General features: G+C 66.7%; 19 protein-coding genes, 1 tRNA gene and 3 pseudogenes. 15 read left to right on the top strand and 8 right to left on the bottom strand.

All coding sequences use genetic code 11. From position 1 onward, the window contains the following. Together ABZ194_RS29220 and ABZ194_RS29215 are read left to right on the top strand one after the other, a co-directional pair. The coding region (locus ABZ194_RS29220) for a hypothetical protein (protein WP_355600239.1) at window positions 1–432 on the top strand (432 nt) is incomplete at its 5' end. Between the two features lie 107 nt (window positions 433–539). Continuing rightward, entirely contained in the window at window positions 540–755 is a 216-nt protein-coding gene (locus tag ABZ194_RS29215; protein ID WP_355600238.1) for a hypothetical protein, read from the top strand. 183 nt (window positions 756–938) lie between these two features. Here ABZ194_RS29215 and ABZ194_RS29210 read toward each other — a convergent pair whose 3' ends face one another. Next, a complete protein-coding gene (locus tag ABZ194_RS29210) occupies window positions 939–1418 on the bottom strand; it encodes a hypothetical protein (RefSeq protein WP_355600237.1) in 480 nt (159 codons plus the stop codon). 289 nt (window positions 1419–1707) lie between these two features. On the opposite strand from ABZ194_RS29210, the gene ABZ194_RS29205 reads away from it, so the two are divergent. Further along, a tRNA-Arg gene (locus ABZ194_RS29205) sits at window positions 1708–1780 on the top strand. A 177-nt stretch (window positions 1781–1957) separates the two neighbouring features. On the opposite strand, the gene ABZ194_RS29200 is transcribed toward ABZ194_RS29205, so the two are convergent. Continuing rightward, window positions 1958–2743 (bottom strand): hypothetical protein, encoded by a 786-nt coding sequence (locus ABZ194_RS29200; protein WP_355600236.1) that lies wholly within the window; start codon window positions 2741–2743, stop codon window positions 1958–1960. A 286-nt stretch (window positions 2744–3029) separates the two neighbouring features. Between ABZ194_RS29200 and ABZ194_RS29195 the strand changes: the two genes are divergently transcribed. Beyond that, window positions 3030–3401, top strand: coding sequence for a hypothetical protein (locus ABZ194_RS29195; protein ID WP_355600235.1), 372 nt, complete (start codon window positions 3030–3032; stop codon window positions 3399–3401). Here ABZ194_RS29195 and ABZ194_RS29190 read toward each other — a convergent pair. Then, the gene (locus tag ABZ194_RS29190; protein WP_355600234.1) at window positions 3362–4024 is read right to left on the bottom strand and encodes a site-specific integrase; all 663 of its coding nucleotides are present in this window, start codon (window positions 4022–4024) and stop codon (window positions 3362–3364) included. The two genes, ABZ194_RS29195 and ABZ194_RS29190, sit on opposite strands and share 40 nt — an antisense overlap. Window positions 4025–4242: 218 nt before the next feature. On the opposite strand from ABZ194_RS29190, the gene ABZ194_RS29185 reads away from it, so the two are divergent. From ABZ194_RS29185 to ABZ194_RS29175, 3 genes are all read left to right on the top strand, one after another. Further along, the gene (locus tag ABZ194_RS29185) at window positions 4243–4473 is read left to right on the top strand and encodes a helix-turn-helix domain-containing protein (RefSeq protein WP_355600233.1); all 231 of its coding nucleotides are present in this window, start codon (window positions 4243–4245) and stop codon (window positions 4471–4473) included. Window positions 4474–4907: 434 nt separating this feature from the next. After that, the gene (locus ABZ194_RS29180) at window positions 4908–5528 is read left to right on the top strand and encodes a transposase (protein ID WP_355600241.1); all 621 of its coding nucleotides are present in this window, start codon (window positions 4908–4910) and stop codon (window positions 5526–5528) included. Further along, window positions 5447–5623: a transposase gene (locus ABZ194_RS29175; protein ID WP_355600240.1), complete on the top strand. Its 177-nt coding sequence runs from the start codon at window positions 5447–5449 to the stop codon at window positions 5621–5623. The genes ABZ194_RS29180 and ABZ194_RS29175 overlap by 82 nt, the downstream gene beginning before the upstream one ends. 53 nt (window positions 5624–5676) lie before the next feature. Here ABZ194_RS29175 and ABZ194_RS29170 read toward each other — a convergent pair whose 3' ends face one another. Continuing rightward, on the bottom strand, window positions 5677–6405 hold the full coding sequence (locus ABZ194_RS29170) for a LysR family substrate-binding domain-containing protein (protein WP_355600232.1): 729 nt from the start codon (window positions 6403–6405) through the stop codon (window positions 5677–5679). A gap of 55 nt (window positions 6406–6460) precedes the next feature. Between ABZ194_RS29170 and ABZ194_RS29165 the strand changes: the two genes are divergently transcribed. Then, window positions 6461–6832: a DUF5997 family protein gene (locus ABZ194_RS29165; RefSeq protein WP_355600231.1), complete on the top strand. Its 372-nt coding sequence runs from the start codon at window positions 6461–6463 to the stop codon at window positions 6830–6832. A gap of 220 nt (window positions 6833–7052) precedes the next feature. Here the strand turns inward: ABZ194_RS29165 and ABZ194_RS29160 are convergent, their stop codons facing one another. Beyond that, window positions 7053–7505, bottom strand: a complete 453-nt coding sequence (locus tag ABZ194_RS29160) for a hypothetical protein (RefSeq protein WP_355600230.1) — start codon at window positions 7503–7505, stop codon at window positions 7053–7055. A 286-nt stretch (window positions 7506–7791) separates the two neighbouring features. On the opposite strand from ABZ194_RS29160, the gene bla reads away from it, so the two are divergent. The 3 genes and pseudogenes from bla to ABZ194_RS29145 form a co-directional block, all read left to right on the top strand. Next, complete coding sequence (gene bla / locus ABZ194_RS29155; RefSeq protein ID WP_355600229.1) at window positions 7792–8739, top strand: class A beta-lactamase; 948 nt, start codon at window positions 7792–7794, stop codon at window positions 8737–8739. An 85-nt stretch (window positions 8740–8824) separates the two neighbouring features. Then, a complete protein-coding gene (locus tag ABZ194_RS29150) occupies window positions 8825–9016 on the top strand; it encodes a hypothetical protein (protein WP_355600228.1) in 192 nt (63 codons plus the stop codon). A 46-nt stretch (window positions 9017–9062) separates the two neighbouring features. Continuing rightward, window positions 9063–9203 (top strand): annotated as a pseudogene (locus ABZ194_RS29145) (hypothetical protein); the annotation flags it as partial. Between the two features lie 468 nt (window positions 9204–9671). On the opposite strand, the gene ABZ194_RS29140 reads toward ABZ194_RS29145, so the two are convergent. Further along, entirely contained in the window at window positions 9672–10670 is a 999-nt protein-coding gene (locus ABZ194_RS29140) for a DNA topoisomerase IB (protein WP_355600227.1), read from the bottom strand. Between the two features lies 1 nt (window position 10671). Continuing rightward, the gene (locus ABZ194_RS29135) at window positions 10672–11535 is read right to left on the bottom strand and encodes an SDR family oxidoreductase (RefSeq protein WP_355600226.1); all 864 of its coding nucleotides are present in this window, start codon (window positions 11533–11535) and stop codon (window positions 10672–10674) included. A gap of 404 nt (window positions 11536–11939) precedes the next feature. Here ABZ194_RS29135 and ABZ194_RS29130 point away from each other — a divergent pair. The 3 genes and pseudogenes from ABZ194_RS29130 to ABZ194_RS29120 all read left to right on the top strand — a co-directional run. Continuing rightward, window positions 11940–12035: pseudogene (locus ABZ194_RS29130) on the top strand (ChaB family protein); the annotation flags it as partial. A gap of 140 nt (window positions 12036–12175) precedes the next feature. Further along, window positions 12176–12730, top strand: a complete 555-nt coding sequence (locus ABZ194_RS29125; protein ID WP_355600225.1) for a hemerythrin domain-containing protein — start codon at window positions 12176–12178, stop codon at window positions 12728–12730. A gap of 822 nt (window positions 12731–13552) precedes the next feature. Further along, entirely contained in the window at window positions 13553–14956 is a 1404-nt protein-coding gene (locus ABZ194_RS29120) for an MDR family MFS transporter (RefSeq protein ID WP_355600224.1), read from the top strand. 229 nt (window positions 14957–15185) lie between these two features. On the opposite strand, the pseudogene ABZ194_RS29115 reads toward ABZ194_RS29120, so the two are convergent. Further along, a pseudogene (locus ABZ194_RS29115) lies at window positions 15186–16015 on the bottom strand (SMP-30/gluconolactonase/LRE family protein). A gap of 567 nt (window positions 16016–16582) precedes the next feature. On the opposite strand from ABZ194_RS29115, the gene ABZ194_RS29110 reads away from it, so the two are divergent. Further along, window positions 16583–16891, top strand: a 309-nt coding sequence (locus ABZ194_RS29110; protein WP_355600223.1) for a helix-turn-helix domain-containing protein, incomplete at its 3' end; no start/stop codon positions are given.

Here is a 16891-nt window from a genome sequence, read left to right as displayed (position 1 = left end):
TCCCGAGCGCTGATCGAACGTGATCAGCACCATCCAACTGGCAGCAGCGCTCTACACGTCAACCCGGTGATCGTTTCCGGTCACAGCACTAGGCGTCGACGTGGCGGACGGCGTCGAACGGGGGACACAACACAACATCAAGCAATGCGCTACAAGATAAGTCATGCTCTTGTCAGTGATTTACGTCATGATCAGGTGTCCGATTTGGAGCTGGATTGGCTGCTTGCCCGCATCCCGGAACGAGAGCGCCGAAAGCTGGAGCAGGTGCGCGAGGAAGAGCGAGCGCGATACAGGTGGCGGCTCGAACAGGCTCGCGAGAAGTACCGGCGCCGCGAGGAGATGATGCGGCGGGAATTAGAACACGACCGCAAAACTTCCGGCAATACCGATGATCAGGAAAGAGGGCATCCCGCAGACGATACGAGTACCTAAGCGACCACAGAGGGTCAAAATTAGTTGCGCGTGGACAGTGTTATTTGTCGTACACACGGTGTCATATGGGCGTCCTAGAAGATTTATGGCACGTTCCAGGAGACTCAATGTCGCGCCTGTTCACCCCCGGCCTGGTGGCCCTATGCGGGCTCAACCTGCTCTACGTCTTAGCCGACCTGCTCCCACCCGGCACCCGCGTTCCCCACTCCACGCAGGAGTTCATGCTCGCCGCGGCTCTCGCCGTCACCGCGGCCTGGCTCGTCCGTCACCACAGCATCGGCTACCGACATGGCCACGACGACGCCGAACGCGACCGCCCCTAACCCTCTTCTTCGCCGCCCGCGTGCCGACCCGCGGAGCGTCCGCCCCGCTCACAGGTAACGATGTGAGCGATGCCACCCCTGCCGGGCCTGCGACACGCTGCGACGCAGCCCTTCCACGGGGACCCGCCTCTCAAATACGATCGCCCGGAGACAGCCGAGCATGCGTCTCCCGCGCCCGCTCCTCTACCGGTCGATCGCGCTCGCGGTCTTCGAGCCGATCGGCAGCCACAGCTCGTCACCGCCCTTGAGGCGGATCCGGATCCGGCCGCCCTTCAGGTCCAGGTCCTCCACCAGCATGCCGACCAGGCCGCCGACACCGTACCCGTTGTCAATGAGACACCGCCCGAGCACCGTGTCGCGGCGGGCCTCGAAGCCCGTCCCCTCGCAGGCGTCCAGCAGTGCGCCGAGATCGTCGGTCGACAGGTACTTCTTGACCTTCCGGGAGACCTGGGGGACGTCCTCCTTCTTGACCGGCGACGGCGTTGAGCGCTCCTCTTCGGCGATCACCCGGTTCCAGAACACCCGCAGGTTCTGAAAGTGCGTGGCGGCCGAGGCCGCCGAGGTGCGCCCGCGCTCGTGGATCAGGAAGCGGCGCACCTCTACGGCCGTGACGCCCTCAGCGTCGGCCGGCAGATCCTCGGCTTCGAGGTAGCGCACGAACATGCGCGCGGTGCCGGTGTAGGAGCGGACGGTTCTGACCGCCTTGTTGCTGGACTCCAGGGCGAGGGCCCAGGAGTCGATCAGCGTCTCCAGCGGGGCCCCGGCGGGCAGGGCGTCGGCCGGGGGCGAGCTGGACGACGGTGGTTTCGGCCATGGTCAGGTCCTCCGAGGTCATGGGCTACGGACGGCCTACAGGCGTCCCGGGGAGGATGATTAGTTGGCCTAGCACCCGCATATGAGTGATAGAGTTTTCTCCGACGCGCCAAACTGGCAGGTCAGGGCGTCATTGCAGGCGGCCGTAGCTCAATGGATAGAGCATCTGACTACGGATCAGAAGGTTGGGGTTTCGAGTACCTCCGGCCGCACAGCAGGTCAAAGGCCCTCCGGGATCATCCGGGAGGGCCTTTGTCACGTCCGTACAGCAGCGAATACAGCAACGCGGTTCCACACAGACGATCGCCTACGGACCTCGCGTGTCGAGGCTGGAAGCTTTCACAGAAGCCGGCGACGCCCGGTCAGGCTTCCGGGATCGGTGGGCTCGCTCAGGCACCGCCGAGGTCATCCCGGAGCCGGCGAACCCAGTCGGCAGGGAAGACCTGCTCAAGCCGCTTCTTGCTGATCTCCAGCATCCCCTCCTTCGCCAGCGGGAGAAGGGCGCCGTTCTGTACCGCCGTGTGATCTTCGGGAGCCGGGCAGATCAGGGCGGCGAGGATCCGGCACGTCCGTTGCAGCTCCTCGACTCCGGTGGTGCGGATCATGCACTTGATAGGCTCCCACGCCGTCCGCACCGCAAGAGCCACAAGTGCTTCGAGAAGAGGGCTGCGGCCCTCGTCTTTCCGAGACTTGAGGATGATCGCCGTCACATATTCGGGCACTTGGTCCATGGCCTTGGAGAACTTCTCGATACCCTCGGCCATGGCGACAAGGAGATCGCACCAGAAATGCTCGGTGAGTCTTCTCCTGGCTTCCCGCGGGCTACTTCCGCCGAACCTTTTGTCCAGTTCTTTGATGACGGGACCGGTGAGGAGGTCGCCGACTTCCTGGATGTGTTCGATCGTGCTTGGGTTTTCGGCCAGCCAGTCGATGAGATCGACTGTCGCGCTGTCGGTGGCGGCGGCCTGTCTGGGCTTGGACGGGCCCCGACGCCCCTTGGGAGGCTGAGTCTTCCTCCACGCGAGTTCGCTGCGTTCTCTCGCCTCCTGCCGACCTGCGGGAGATGGGTCGCGGGCCAGGGTAACCCCGTGGGGCCACCTGTGCTGTGCCCCGCCGCAGTCGGAACATCGGCACTGATGTTGCTTGGCGCGCTCACAACTCTTGGGGTGCGTCACTCGGCCTCCATGACGTTCAGCGTGAAGGTGAACCAGGCAACTCGCCGGAAACCTAATCTTTTAAATCACAAATAACGGACAGTGAAATTGTCGCGGCGGCCATTTCGATGTATCCCATTAGCTATAAGCAAATGACCTTGTGAGCAGATAGGGCCCTTTGAGGTAATCCCAAAGGGCCTTTAGGTGAAGGATGATGAGTTATGTCTCGCCTGGAACGTTAAGGCTCTGATTGAGCCGATCGAGTGCCTTGCGAGTTTCCGGCGCGGGGATCTGCATGTAGACGTCCATGGTCATCGAGATCTGCGAGTGCCGCAGGACGCGCATCGCGACGCGGGGATGGACGTCGAGGGCGGCCAGGAGCGAGGCTCAGGTGTGCCGGGTGTCGTGGACGCGGATCGTCGGCACGCCCGCCCGGCGGCAGTGGGCCTCGAAGGCCCGGTTGAAGTTACGCGGCTCGATCGGCGTGCCGTTCCGCGTGGTGAAGACGAGATCGGAGTCCTGCCACTTCTCCCCGGCGGCCTTACAGGCGTCCTCCTGGATGTGTCGGCGGTGCCTGAGCGCGGTGATGCACAGGCCGAGGAGCGGCAGCGAGGCCGTCGAGTCGTCGGTCTTGGTCGTCTACCGGTGGAGGAGCTGGCCGCGGCCCCGGTTGAGCTGACGGGAGATCCACAGCTGCTCTCCGCCGAGGTCGACGCAGTCCCAGACCAGCCCGAGCACCTCACCCCGCCGCAGGCCTAGGACGAGAATCAGCACGTAGGCGGCGTAGAGCGGATCGTCGATCGCCCGCAGGTGTTCGACGAACCGCCGTGCCTCGTCAACGCCCCACACCACGCGCTGCCGCTTCTTCTTCGTTTTACCGGCGGCGGGCAGGGTGGTCAGCGCCGCGACGTTCTTGGAGAGCAGCTCTTCCCGTACGGCGTTGCCGAACGCGGAGCGCAGGACACGGCGGATGCTCGCGATGGTGCTCCGGGAGGGATACCCCTTGTAGTACTTCCCGACGGCGCAGCACCGGCGCTTGTTCTCCGGGTGCCGGTGGTCCTTCTTGTGGTCACAGCAGGTGCACAGGGTCGGCAGCGTGTTGAGCCAGATCTGTACGTCGCGGACTGTGAGCTTGTCGAGGCGTTTCATGCCCAAACTGGGAATGATGTAGAGCCGGACCAGCGGTTCGTAGGCCACATAGGTCGTCGGCTCCCGGTTGGGTTCGATCACCTCGGCGAGCCAGCGCGTCAGGTAGGCGGCAAGGGTGGGGTACTTGGTCGGCCCCGGCCCCTTGCGCGCCAACTCGTGGAGCTTGAGCCACTTCTCGTGAGTCTCCTCACGCGTCTTGCCGTAGGCCCACTTCCGGGTCCTCTTGCCTTCCGGCGTGGTGATCCAGACATAGCCCGCCCAGCCATCCTTTACGGGAAGACCGACCCCGTTCGAGCGCTTCTGAGTTTGAAAGATTGGTGTTACCAGGGGGCGGCCGGTGATGGCCTGCGGCGATCGGCTGTCCCGGAGGTGTGAGATATGCCGAGGGCGGCGGGCTGAACGCCGCGGAACGCACCCGGCGGGAGCGGTCGCGCTTCGAGGCCGCGGAGTTGTTCGTGCGAGGGGTGCCCGCGCCGGAGGTGGCGCGGCGGTTTCGGGTGAGCCGGATGCCGGCCAATCGCTGGTACCGCACCTGGCAGGACGGCGGACCGCAGGCGCCGGCCTCCAAGGGGCCGGGCGGGGAGAGGCGCAGTTGGCCGTGATCCAGTAGTGATTCAGGATCCGCTATGGGAAGGATGATACTTAAACGCTGATCTTGCCTGCAGGACCTCGCTGATGACCTTGCAGCAGCCCGGTATCCGTCCGCTGCCGACTGACAAGCTGGAAGGACGACGCCGCCCTTTTCTCAGCGGCGGAACTGGGTGGCAACAGCGCCAAAGCACATTGGGCAGAGTGCTGTACAGCAACACCGCCATACGCCACCGCGTGCTACCGATCAGCATCCACTGCTTGACCAGGGTGGGCCGCCGCTGACGAGGCGTCTGCTCTTCCCTGCGGATCAGAAGGTTGGGGTTTCGAGTACCTCCGGCCGCACACGTTTGACCAGGGCGTTCCTTGATCCTCAAGGGGCGCCTTGATCATTTTGTGGCAACGGGTGTAGCAACGCGGTCGCCACTTCGCCGCTTACGCCGACGCCCTGCTCATCGAGCCCGAAGCGCCCCACCTGCCGGGCATCGACGAAACCCGCCGGGGCAGGCCAAGGTGGATCAAGAACGAGGCGACCGGCCGATGGGCGCGGACCGAGCTGTTTGGGACCAACTTCACCGACCTGCCGGGCTCGGGTGGGTTGCTCGGCCAGGCCGTCGGCCGGACCGGCGAAGCCGTGGTGGACCGGCTCAACACTCGCGGCCAGGGCTGGAAGAACCAGGTGCGCATCGTGGCGATCGACCCGGCCGCCTGTTACCGCACCGCGATCCGGCAGGCGCTGCCGCATGCCGTCACCGTCGTCGATCACTTCCACCTGGTCGCGCTCGCCAGCAAAACGCTCACCGGCGTGCGCCCGCGCATCACCCGCACCAAACGCGGACGTCGGGGCCGGGCCACCGATCCGGCATGGGCCAACCGGCGCCGCCTGCCGGCCTGTGCCCGCGAGCGGGCGCCGCACTCGGTTCTCTCACCGGCTGTTTCGGTTCCTGCCCTGGTGCGCCGACTCCGGCCTTCACCCTGGCTGAGACGATCGACGCCCGGTGGCTCCAGACACTGGCGTTCATCACCACCGGCGTCACCGACGCCCGCACCGAGGAGACGAACCGGCTGATCAAGGACGCCGCCCGCGTGGCGTTCGGCTTCCGCAGATGGGAACGTGTAATGCATCGGACGCGCGGTGACATTATGCCTACCGCCTCAGTTTGACACCATCAGTGTTCGTATCATTACCAAAGGCGATCGGCGCATCTGTCTGCGGGTCACCGAGGCCGATACCCCTTCTTTTTACGGCCGGCTGGCACGGCCCGGCGACCGGAGCCATTCTGTGCGGGTTTTTGTGCCTGCCGCCGTGCCGGTTTCTCCGTGGGGGAGGCGGGGGTACGGCCCCGCGAGCTGTTCACCGTCCGGCCGCGGACGATGCCGATGAAATCTTCCACCAGGTCAGTGGTCGCGTCCGTGGGCCAGCTCAGCGCGACCTGAGACTGCGGCGCGTCCGGCACCGGCCGGTAAGTGAGATCCCTGCGGTGGTGGAGGCGTGCCAGCGACAGCGGAACCAGGAGAATCCCAGTGCCGGCCGCTACCAGCTCGACCGCGTCCGCCGTTGTGGCCGGGCGGGTGAACGCGGGCAGCCCGGGCCGGACCGTCCACTCGATGGTGTCGTCCAGAGGATGGAACACCTCGTCGTCCATAAAGTCGGCGATGGCCACCTCGTCGGCGGCGGCCATCGCGTGGTCCTTAGGCACCATGACCACCGTGGTCTCCACGTAGAGAGGAATCACGCTGAGCCCGTCCCGGTCGACCGGCAGCCTGACGAAGCCGGCGTCGACGCCGCCATTCCGCAGGAGTCCCACCACCTCGGCGGCGGGAACCGCGACCAGGGTAACCGGCACGCCTGGCATTCTCTCGCTCCAGACGTTGACCCATTTCGCGGGTGTCACCCCGGGCACGTACGCCAGTCGAAACATCCTGCCGGTCTCTCCATCGGTCACTTCCTCAGGGTACCGATGTCAAGGGAACCTGTTCCGGCTGACTACTCTTGACGCTATGACCTCGTCCAAACCGAAGACCACCCAGACAATGAAGCCCGCGACCGCGGCCAAGAAGCTGGGTGTCCCCCTCTCGGCCACTCCCGCCGAGTTCCAGGCGAGTGTCGTCTCCAGGGACGAGCTGAACGAGTTGCAGTCGGCGCCCCCCGCCTGGCTCGCCGACCTGCGCCACAACGGCCCGCACACCAAGCAGGTCATCGCCGCGAAGCTCAGGGTCTCCATCGCCGGCCTGCTCAGAAATGGGATCACCGGACCGCTCACCACCGCTGAGATCGATGCGCTGAAAGCGGAGAACCCGGCATGGCTGGAGCGCGAGCGGTCCAACCAGGTCGAGGTCCGCAAAGAAGCACTCCGCCTCAAGCAACGCTAGACGGCTGAGATCCCGCACGTTTCCGACCCCGGACGCGTCTCCAGGCTGCCGCCACCGCCTCGCTGAGTGACTACCTGAGTGACAACAACCCTGGACGAGGCCCAGTCCGGTTGCGTCCACGGGCGCGGTGTATGAGCTTTGCTGACAACCCGAGCCCTGCCGCACTCCACGCCTCTGCCCTTCCAGGTGGATCAGACGGTCAGGTGTCGCATGAGCCGTCTCAGGGTTCGTAGAAGCCGAGGGTGTCCGGGTAGAGCTCGGCGTGTTCGGCGCCTTCGAAGATCTCGATGACGAGGCCGAACAGCACGCCGTCGAACTCGTGCCGGAAGGGCCGGATGGCGATGTCGCCGTAACGGCGGCTCGGAACGGCGTCGAGCCACTGCTTCAGCAGGCCCTGGGCGGCGTCGACGGACGACCGGTGGTCGGTTTCGGTTCCGGTGCTGGATCCGGGAGCCGAGGTGGTGACCGGCAGTGCCGAAGGTGTGCAGGACGGCGTACCAGTGTTTGTGTGCCGACCAGTCGTCGGTCTTGGTCGTCTCCCGGTGGAGAAGCCGACCGCGGACCCGGTTGAGCTGACGGGAGATCCACAGCTGCTCGCCGCCGAGGTCGACGCAGTCCCAGGACAGCCCGAGCACCTCACCCCGCCGCAGCCCCAGGACAAGGACAAGGACAAGGATCAGCACATAGGCCGCGTAAAGCGGGCGTCGATCGCCCGCAGATGTTCGAGGAACCTCCGCTCCTCCTCGACACTCCACACCACGTGCTGATACGGCTCCCGATACCTCCACCAGCCGATGCTGTTGCTGTGCGGGGCTGGTATGGCCTGCGGTAGACGAGAGTGTCTGAGCAGCTCTCATATAGAGGTTGAAATCAATCAATTCCCAACGTTGCCAGTGGACATCGTCTGATCACGCCTGTTTTACTCCTGCTCTCTGACAGGCGACAAGTGAGGATTTGACATGCGGCACCTCTGCATTCATCGGCTCGCGACCGCGTTGCCCGCGACCACCTTGGTGATCTCCCTTCTGTCCGGCGGCGTCCCTGGCGTGGGCCCGGCGTCGGCTGCGACAGTGGTGGCAGCGCCAATGGCGGTTTCGAGAGAGGCACAGGTCAGGAAGGACCTGCGCAGGCTGGAGGTGTCCTTCAAGGGCCGCATCGGCGCGTACGCCATCGACACGGCCACCGGCACGTCGGTGACGTACCGGGCAGACGAGCGTTTCCCGCTGTTGTCCACCTTCAAGGCACCTCTCTGCGCGGCCGTGCTGCGAAAGGCGCGCATCTCCGAGCCCGGCTTGATGAGCAAGCTCGTCACGTGGACGGCCGCCGACATGAAGCCCAACTCGCCGGTCACCGAGAAGCACGTCGAGAACGGCCTGACCGTTGCCCAGTTATGCGAGGCGGCCGTCACCCTGAGCGACGGCACCGCTTCCAACCTTCTGCTCAAGCAGATCGGCGGACCCGCGGGCCTGACGGAGTACTTCCGTACGCTGAAGGACCCGATCTCCCGCATGGACCGCCGGCACCCCGAACTCAACGACTGGACCCCCAAGGAGAAGCGCGACACCACCACGCCCGCCGCCATCGGCCGTGATCTGCTCGTCCTCACGACAGGGAAGGCGCTGCGCGCCGAGGACCGGAAGCAGCTCAACGCCTGGCTGCTCGCGAACAGGACCGGAGCCGAGCGCATCCGGGCGGGTCTGCCCAGGGCATGGACGATCGGCGACAGGACCGGCACCAATTCCGACGGATTCGGTGGCGGGAACGACATCGCCGTCATCTGGCCCGGGAAGGGCGCGGCCCCCATCATCATGGCGATCTACACCACCCGGACCCCGGGCCTCGCCACCGACAACAAGGCCATCGCGAAGACCGCCACCATCCTGGCCCGCGGGCTCGGCAAGCTCTGATGCCCGGTCGGGGAAGAGGATTGTACGCCTCGCCGCCGGAGGCACGGGCCGGATCGATGTCGTCGATCCAGCTTCCATCGGCGACGTGAACGAGGTGTTTGAGACGCCGCTGTTTGGCGGAGAGATCACGCTGTATCCGGGCGAGCTCGTAGTGGACACCGGCACCCCACACCAGCTCGACCTCTGGCGCATCGCCACCGGCCGGCGACTGGGCACCGGCGACCTCTACGAGATGATCACCACCGTTGTGGGCTCGATCCTCCCCTGGGTGTCATAACCGGACAATCCCGGCGTCATACCCGTACACCGAGAACGGACTGCAGGTGGACGTCCGGATCGGCGAGGAGTGGATCGAGGTCGGCGAGTGCGGGCTCGCCGCCCCTCACGTCCTGGCCGGCGCCGGACTGAACCCCGCCGTCAGCGGCCTCGCCATGGGACTCGGGCTGGACCGGCTGCTGATGCTCCGGAAACAGATCCCCGGCATTCGCCCGCTCACGGCCGCCGACTCCCGCGCCGTGGGACAGACGCTCGACCTCGCCCCCTGCCGGACGGTGTCCAAGCACCCGCCGGTCTCCCGCGGCCTGTCGGTCGCCGCCCGCCCCGAAACCGACGCCGAAACCCTGGTCAGAAGGTCAGGGGTTCGGCTCCTCTCGGCCGCGCAGCAGGTCAGAGGCCCTCCGGGATCATCCTGGAGGGCCGCTGCCATGTCCGTACAGCACCGGGGTACAGCAGCGCGAACGGCTTACACCGTCCAATCCGTAGCCGGAGGCTCTATCAGCCGGTCAACTGCTCCGCGGGTCTCGGAGCGACGGGATCCGTGTGTAGACGGCGGAGGGCCTCAGCGCCTGACCTCCCGGTTCCCAGATCCGGGCGGTGGGACAGCTCCAGTGCGCGGAGGTGATGTGCGACCGGCTTTGGATGGTGCTCTCTGCTCATCGGGCCGCGCGCTTGAGCAGGGCGACGACCGCGCGTTCGGCGGCGCCGTGCGTGGCCGGGCCGTCGCCTTCGCCCAGGTCGGCGAGGGCACGCTCGATGGTCTTTCCCTTCTCGTACGCGGTGATCACCCGTGGATCCACGTACGAGGCGCGGGCGACCGCCGGGGTGTTGTCGAGATGCTCGGCCACCTCCTTCATCACCCGGGCGATCGCCTTGCGGCGGCCGGTCCGGGTGCGGACCCGTTTCGAGACGGCAAGGCCGACGGCGGCGTACACGGTGGCGTGCCAGGTCCGGAAATCCTTCGCGCTGACCTCGGTGTCGAAACGGTCCCGCAGGTAGGCGTTGATGTCGTCACTTTTGACATCGACCCAGGTCCTGTTGTGTTCGTAGCGGAGTAACTCGCCTTCGTCGCCCACCTCGCGCAGGGCGGTGACGACCTTGCACACGTCGGGGTCGGCGATCTCGACCTCGCGAGGTTTGCCGCCCTTGGCCGGATAGGAGCACGTGACCCGGCCCGCCGAACAGGCGATATGTTCCATGCGGAGGGTGGCCAGGCCGAATGACTCGTAGGCCTCGCCGCCGACCCGGAACAGGCCGATGTCGAGCATCCGGGCGGCGGCCGCCAGCACGCGGTCCCTGGTCAGGCCCTTCTGATCCAGGTCAGCCTGGACCTTCTTGCGGAAGTCGGGCAGCCGCTCGGCCAGTTTCCCGACCCGCTCGAACTTGGCCCGATCCTGTTCCACACGCCAGACGTCGTGGTAGCGGTACTGGCGGCGGCCGGCGGCGTCGGTGCCGACGGCCTGGATGTGGCCGGTGGGGTCGCGGCAGATCCACACCTCCCGCCAGGCCGGAGGGAGGGCCAGCGCCCTGATCCGGTCAAGGGTGCGCTTGTCCTTCACCGGGCGGCCGTCGGGGTGGGCGTATGAGAAGGACCGTCCTCTGCGGCGGCGGACGATGCCGGGTTCGGCGGGGTCGCTGGGCCGCAGCTCGGACATGTCAGCCCGGGAGGGTCTCGCCGCCGATGGGCGCGAGCACCTCACCCGTGTAGTAGGACGAAAGGCGCCCTGCGGCGAAGAACACATAAGACGGTGCGATCTCATCCGGGTCGGCGGCCCGCTTCATCGGCACCTGCTTACCGAACTCCTCGACCTTCTCCTTTGGGAAGGTGGCCGGAATCAGCGGCGTCCACACCGGTCCGGGCGCGACCGCGTTGACCCGGATGCCCTTGTCGACCAGGTTCTGCGCCATCGACTGGGTGAAGGCGTTGATCGCGCCCTTGGTGGCGGCGTAGTCGATCAGCGTCTTGTTGCCCCGCAGGCCGTTGATCGACGAGGTGTTGACGATCGCTGATCCCTCACCCATGTGCCGCAGGGCCGCCTTGGTGACCCAGAAGTAGCTGTGGATGTTGACCGCGAAGGTGTGTTCCCACTGCTCGTCGTCCAGTTCGCCGAGCGAGGCGACCGGCTGCTGGTAGGCGACGTTGTTGACCAGCAGGTCGAGCCCGCCCAGCTCACGGAAGGTCTGATCGACCACGTCGGCGCAGTGGGCCGCCCGTCCGAGGTCGCCGGGCAGCAGCACGCAGCGCCGTCCCTCCTGCTCGACCAGCTTGCGGGTGTGCTCGGCGTCCTCGTGCTCGGCCAGGTAGGCGATCGCGACGTCGGCCCCCTCCTTGGCGAAGGCGATCGCGACGGCCCGGCCGATTCCCGAGTCGCCTCCGGTGATCAGGGCCTTACGGCCCCTGAGCAGATCCCGGCCTTCGTAGTCACGCATCTCGTCCCGGGGTTCGGGGGTCATGTCCCCACTGCTGCCCGGATAGCTCTGCGTCTGGGCGGGTGGTGTCTGATGTGGTTTGTCCGGCATCTTCATCCTGTGCCCGGCCGGCTAATCCTCTAACGAGCGATCGCTACCCCATAGGACCGCTTTGGGGGAGCGGATGCCATGTCCATACGTATGGCGCGCCCGGCGCCGGTGGGTCCGGCTCGGTGTGACGGCGGAACGGCGTGAGCGTCCGAAGACGGGCGGGCAGGGGGTGAATTTAGGGGAATCGGGACAGTCGTGCCCGGCCGGTGAGCTGGGCGGAACGGAGGTCGTCACGGTTGGCGCCGATGACGACGCCCACGAGATCCCGCGCACCGTGGGTTCCCATGACCGGTAAGACCCGAGGCCGGGCCGCCCGACATGGCCGGACCTTGGACGTTTCAGGAGGTAAGGATGTGGTAGAGGCGGGCCGAAGGGCTGTCGGGGCCGGAGGAGAGGTGAAGATCATGCCCGCGCGTCAGGAGCTTCCCGACACGTTGAAGCGATCCCCCAAGAAGGCCCAGGGGACGTGGATCAAGACCCACGACTCCGCCGTCGAGCAGTGCAGCATCTCAATGACGTCGCGAAATATCTGGACATAGCCGAAAGGTCGTCCATGAACAAGGCGGGCCGGTGGAGGCGATCAAGAAGGCCGACCACCGGGCGTCCGCCCAGGCCCGTTCCCAAGTCCGAGGAGACCAACATGTCCCAGAACGTCATCGAGCTGATCATGGCCGACCACCGCGATGTCGAGATGATCTTCGAGAAGTTGAGGAGGCAGCCGGAGAACCGGCCCGCCCTAGTGGCGGAGCTGGCCGCGAAGTTCGTCGCGCACGCCCGCGCCGAAGAGGCCGAGGCCTACGCCGAGCTGGCCAAAGCCGCCCCCAGCGAGCGCGGTGAGGTCCACCACGGGACCGAGGAGCACCATGAGGCGGAAGAGCTCCTCGCCACCCTCATGGAGACCGACCCTGACCGGCCGGAGTTCACCACCGTGCTGGAGCAGCTGGTCAAGGCGGTCAAGCACCACGTCGAGGAGGAGGAGACCGACATCCTCCCCGCCATGGCCAAAGCCATCTCCGCCGACAAGCTGGTCAAGATGGGCCGGGTGTTCAGCCAGGCCAAGGCCGAGGAACTCGCCAAGCCGCCCCGGCCGAAGGGCCGTACCAAGAAGGAACTCATCGAGCGGGCCAGGAAGAAGAATGTCGAGGGCTACAGTTCCATGACCAAGGACGAGTTGATCACCGCCCTCGCGGGCTGAGGCGTCATCGGCGGCCAGTGGTGGCGGTGCCCCGCGGGAAGCGACACCGACCGAGGAAGAAGATCACGATCAGTGGCGGGGTGGTCACCACACCGGCCGCCAGGACGATCTCCCATTTGGGATCGCCGCACTGGTAGGACCGGTCGACCACGGCCTTCGGCCCGCACGGCAGCGTGAACGGCCCGACGTGCTGCCCACCGCTTGGCAGGCGGTCGCCCTCGCCGATGTCGACGGCCGGCGTCGACCGGCTCAGCGCCCTGTACGCCGCCTTCGACGCAGTACGCCGGGGCGGGACCCGTCTCCATGGGCTCGGCTCGCCAGGGCCCGGGCCCGCGACTCCTGGAGTCCGGCGTTGGCCCGGCGCAGTCGCCGGAGCGTCTCGGGACGGCACCGCTGCTCCAGGGCCAAGAGATCGCCCCGCCTGGGCCACCCGGGCCGTTTAAGTCACCCGGACCGCCGGGGCGAGCGATGTTCGTGGTGCTCGCCGTCGTGGTGGCCCGGCCTTGGAACGTAGGGCGTGCGAGGTGTCCGCCCAGGTCGTGGAGCGAGGTGGGTTCTCCTTCGCATGCTCTGGAGATCGTCTACCGTCGGTGAAAACCGGATGACATTTCGCATCACTTTCCGGAATGTTGGGCACGGTCGACCAGTTTTGTCGGTGGTGCAGGTCAGTCTTTGCATGGCCACAACTTCTTGTGAGACCCAAGGCTGGGACGCCAGCCGTGAACACGTCATGTCCGACAACCCGATCGAGGTACCGTGCCCAGCCCACAGCTCGACTCACCCGCCAAATCCGCGACCGTCGTTTCGGGTCGCCCTCCGGCCGTGATCCGGCTGCTGGTGCTCGCCACATTCGTGGTCATCCTCAACGAGACGATCATGATCAACGCGATCCCGCGGTTGATGGACGCGCTGCACATCACCGAGCAGACCGCGCAGTGGCTCTCGACCGCCTTCATGCTGACCATGGCCGCCGTCATCCCGATCACCGGGTGGTTCCTGCAGCGGGTGTCCACCCGCCAGGCGTACGCCACCGCGATGGGTCTGTTCCTGCTCGGCACGGCGCTGGCCACCGTCGCGCCCTCGTTCGAGGTGCTGCTGGGCGCCCGCATCATCCAGGCGTCCGGGACGGCCGTGATGATGCCGCTGCTGATGACCACGCTGATGCAGGTGGTGCCCGAGGCGGACCGGGGCCGGGTGATGGGCAACGTCACCCTGGCCATCTCGGTCGCGCCCGCGATGGGCCCGGCGGTCTCGGGGGTGATCCTCCAATTCGGGTCCTGGCGGCTGCTGTTCGCCGTGGTGCTCCCCATCGCCGCCGTGATCACATGGAGTGGCCTGAGGCAGCTCAAGAACGTCGGAGAGCCCCGTTTCAGCACCATCGACTGGTTGAGCGTGGTGACCGCCGCCGCAGGCTTCGGCGGCCTGGTCTACGGGCTCAGCCGGTTCCAGGGCGGTGACGTCCGCGTTGCCACCGCGATCGTGGCGGCCGGCCTGATCGCCATCGCCGTCTTCGTCGTCCGCCAGCTGTCGTTGCAGAAGCACGGCGTGCCGCTGATGGACCTGCGTACCCTGCGCCACCGCACCTACACGATCGCGCTGATCCTGATGTCGGTGGCCTTCATGGCGATGCTCGGCTCGATGATCCTGCTGCCGCTGTACCTGCAGAACGTCCGCGGGCTCAGCGCCCTGCAGACCGGACTCCTCGTGATGCCGGGCGGCCTCGCGATGGGGCTGCTCGGTCCGACCGTCGGCCGCCTGTTCGATCGGTTCGGCGGCCGGGTTCTGGTCATCCCCGGCGCGATCGGGATCATGCTCGCGCTCGTCGGCCTCACCCAGGTCACGATGACCATGCCGTTCTGGCAGCTCCTCGGTCTGCACGCACTGCTGATGGTGAGTCTGGCCGCGACCTTCACCCCGGTGTTCACCCTGGGGCTCGGAGCGGTCCCACCGCCGCTCTACTCCCACGCCAGCTCGATCCTGAGCACGCTGCAGCAGGTCTCCGCGGCCATCGGCACCGCGCTCGTGGTCACCGTGATGAGCGCGCGAGCCGATGCCCTGAGATCCGAGGGGGTCACGGAGGCGCTCGCCAACCTCGACGGCATGCGGCTGGCCTTCATCATCGGCGCGGCGATGTCCGTGGCCGTGGTCATCACCGCGCTGCTCCTGCCGGGCCGGGCGGACAGCGTCGGCGAGTTCGAGGAAGCCGGCGTGGCGGCGGTGAAGTAGGACAACCGTACGTAGCCTCCCTCGCCGGGCGGGTCATGGCCCGCCCGGCGACCAGCGGATCAAGTCCGCCGCCGCACCCGCTGGGCGGGCTATGACCATCTGGGCCGATGCCCGCAGCATCCGCGTACCGCTCGAAAGCCACCTGACCAGTCGATCACTGTTGCTCCGCACGGGGTGGAGAGGTACAGGCCTCCGGCGGGGGCGCCCCGCTCCGGGGTGCCGCCGAGCCCTACGGCCAGCCGGCGCCGGGTACCGTGACCTCGGTTGAGAGCACTCGTCCGGTGCCGGGTGGAACCATCTCGGGCACGCGCCACTCGGCCGCCACGATGAACAGCGTCCTTCCATCCCCGCCCCCGAGGACGCAGGCGAAGCATCCCCGGTCGACGGTGACCGTCTGAAGGACCTCACCGCCCTCCCGGACGCGGACGCAGCGCCTGTTACCGACGTCGGCGTACCAGACGGCGCCCTCGGCGTCGATACAGATGCCGTCGGGGTGGTCCTCGCCGGTGTCGGCCCAGACCCGGCGGTTCGACAGGCCGCCGTCCGCCTCGATGTCGAAGGCCGTGAGCCTGTTGCCGTACGATTCGGCGACGAGTTGTCCTGCGTCACGGCCATGCCGTTGGGAAAGGCGATGTCGTCGGCCACCTCACGCGCCGAGCCGTCGGGGCCGACGTGCACGACATATCCGGGAGCGAACGCCTCGCCGGCGAGCATGTCGAAGCCGATGCGGTTGACGTAGACGTTGCCGCGCCCGTCGATGACGATGTCGTTCCAGCCGCGTCCGAGGCTGCTCGGATCGGCATGGGTCACCAGTGAGCCGTCGGGTTCCAAGCGCGTCAGCAGTCCCTGCCTGGAGTCGACGATCACCAGCCGCCCATCCGCCTGCCACGCCGTACAGAGCGGAAACGAGTCCACCCGGGCCACCACTTCGTGTTTACCGTCCAGGTCGAGCGCGATCACCTCGTGCGCCGTCCAGTCGGAGAAATACAGGCGGCCGTCGTGCCAGCGTGGTGGCTCGACCAGCCCGAGGCCGGTGAGCCAGGTACGCAGTTCCGACATCGAAGACACCCTTCGCAACGTCGAGTCCGGTGCAGATCAGCGGGCAGGGGCCCGCCTTCACGGGGAGGCTACGCGGAGGCCCCGACAGTTTCCGGGCACCGCCAGGGCTGGTCGGAGGTTACGGCTCCAGGCCGTAGTCGTGCGGGTGGTTCGAGCGAGGAGTGGCACAGGTCCTGGCGCAGGCGTAGGCCGTCGATGGCCGATACAGCCGGGCCGTTAAGGGGGCAACAGCGGTCAGTCACGACCACTCACGGGGAGTCCGCCCCCCAGCTCACGGCCTATACGGCTCATGATCGGGTCAATTTGCGAGCAAGCGGTCCAAGGGGTCTTCTGCGAGCCGACTTGGGAGCCATCGGGCCGTACGCCTCTAGATGAATGAGTCCAAGGGGTCTGATCACGTTCAGTGGTCGTAGGCGATCAAGGATCGCTTGATCAGCTGGCCGGTCTTGTCGTTGTGCCAGATCGCGGCGGTCAGCGCAAGGATGCGCGTACTGATCAAGAAGTGCGGGCGTGACATAGGTTTGACCACTTATCAGGCACTGTTTTCCCAGGTGACATCCTTGAAGGATGAGGTATTCAGACAGAAGCGGGGGACTGTCTGCGGCCGAGCGGGCCAGGCGTGAGACGCTGAGGTTCCGGGCGGCGGACATGTTCGCCGGAGGGATCAAACCGCCGCGGACGGCCCAACTGCTGGGAATCACCCGTAAGTCGGCCTATGAGTGGCACGCCGTCTGGTTGACGGGCGGCAAAGCCGCGCTGGTCTCCAAGGGCGCCGCCGGATCCGGCTGCAAGCTGACCGCTGACCAGGTGGAGCGGCTGAAGGCCGAACTGGATCGGGGCGCCGCCGCGCACGGCTGGGACGATCAGCGCTGGACG

The sequence above is a fragment of the Streptosporangium sp. NPDC006007 genome (assembly GCF_040614315.1).
Taxonomy (GTDB): domain Bacteria; phylum Actinomycetota; class Actinomycetes; order Streptosporangiales; family Streptosporangiaceae; genus Streptosporangium.
Note: the sequence above shows the minus strand (reverse complement) of the source record. Positions and strands in the feature narration are given on the sequence as shown.

Coding starts and splice junctions, on each gene's coding strand:
- ABZ194_RS29195 (WP_355600235.1), top strand. CDS start 3,030: ATGGTCATCGAGATCTGCGAGTGCCGCAGGACGCGCATCGCGACGCGG.
- ABZ194_RS29140 (WP_355600227.1), bottom strand. CDS start 10,670: ATGTCCGAGCTGCGGCCCAGCGACCCCGCCGAACCCGGCATCGTCCGC.
- bla (WP_355600229.1), top strand. CDS start 7,792: ATGCGGCACCTCTGCATTCATCGGCTCGCGACCGCGTTGCCCGCGACC.
- ABZ194_RS29210 (WP_355600237.1), bottom strand. CDS start 1,418: ATGTTCGTGCGCTACCTCGAAGCCGAGGATCTGCCGGCCGACGCTGAG.
- ABZ194_RS29165 (WP_355600231.1), top strand. CDS start 6,461: ATGACCTCGTCCAAACCGAAGACCACCCAGACAATGAAGCCCGCGACC.
- ABZ194_RS29125 (WP_355600225.1), top strand. CDS start 12,176: ATGTCCCAGAACGTCATCGAGCTGATCATGGCCGACCACCGCGATGTC.
- ABZ194_RS29215 (WP_355600238.1), top strand. CDS start 540: ATGTCGCGCCTGTTCACCCCCGGCCTGGTGGCCCTATGCGGGCTCAAC.
- ABZ194_RS29135 (WP_355600226.1), bottom strand. CDS start 11,535: ATGCCGGACAAACCACATCAGACACCACCCGCCCAGACGCAGAGCTAT.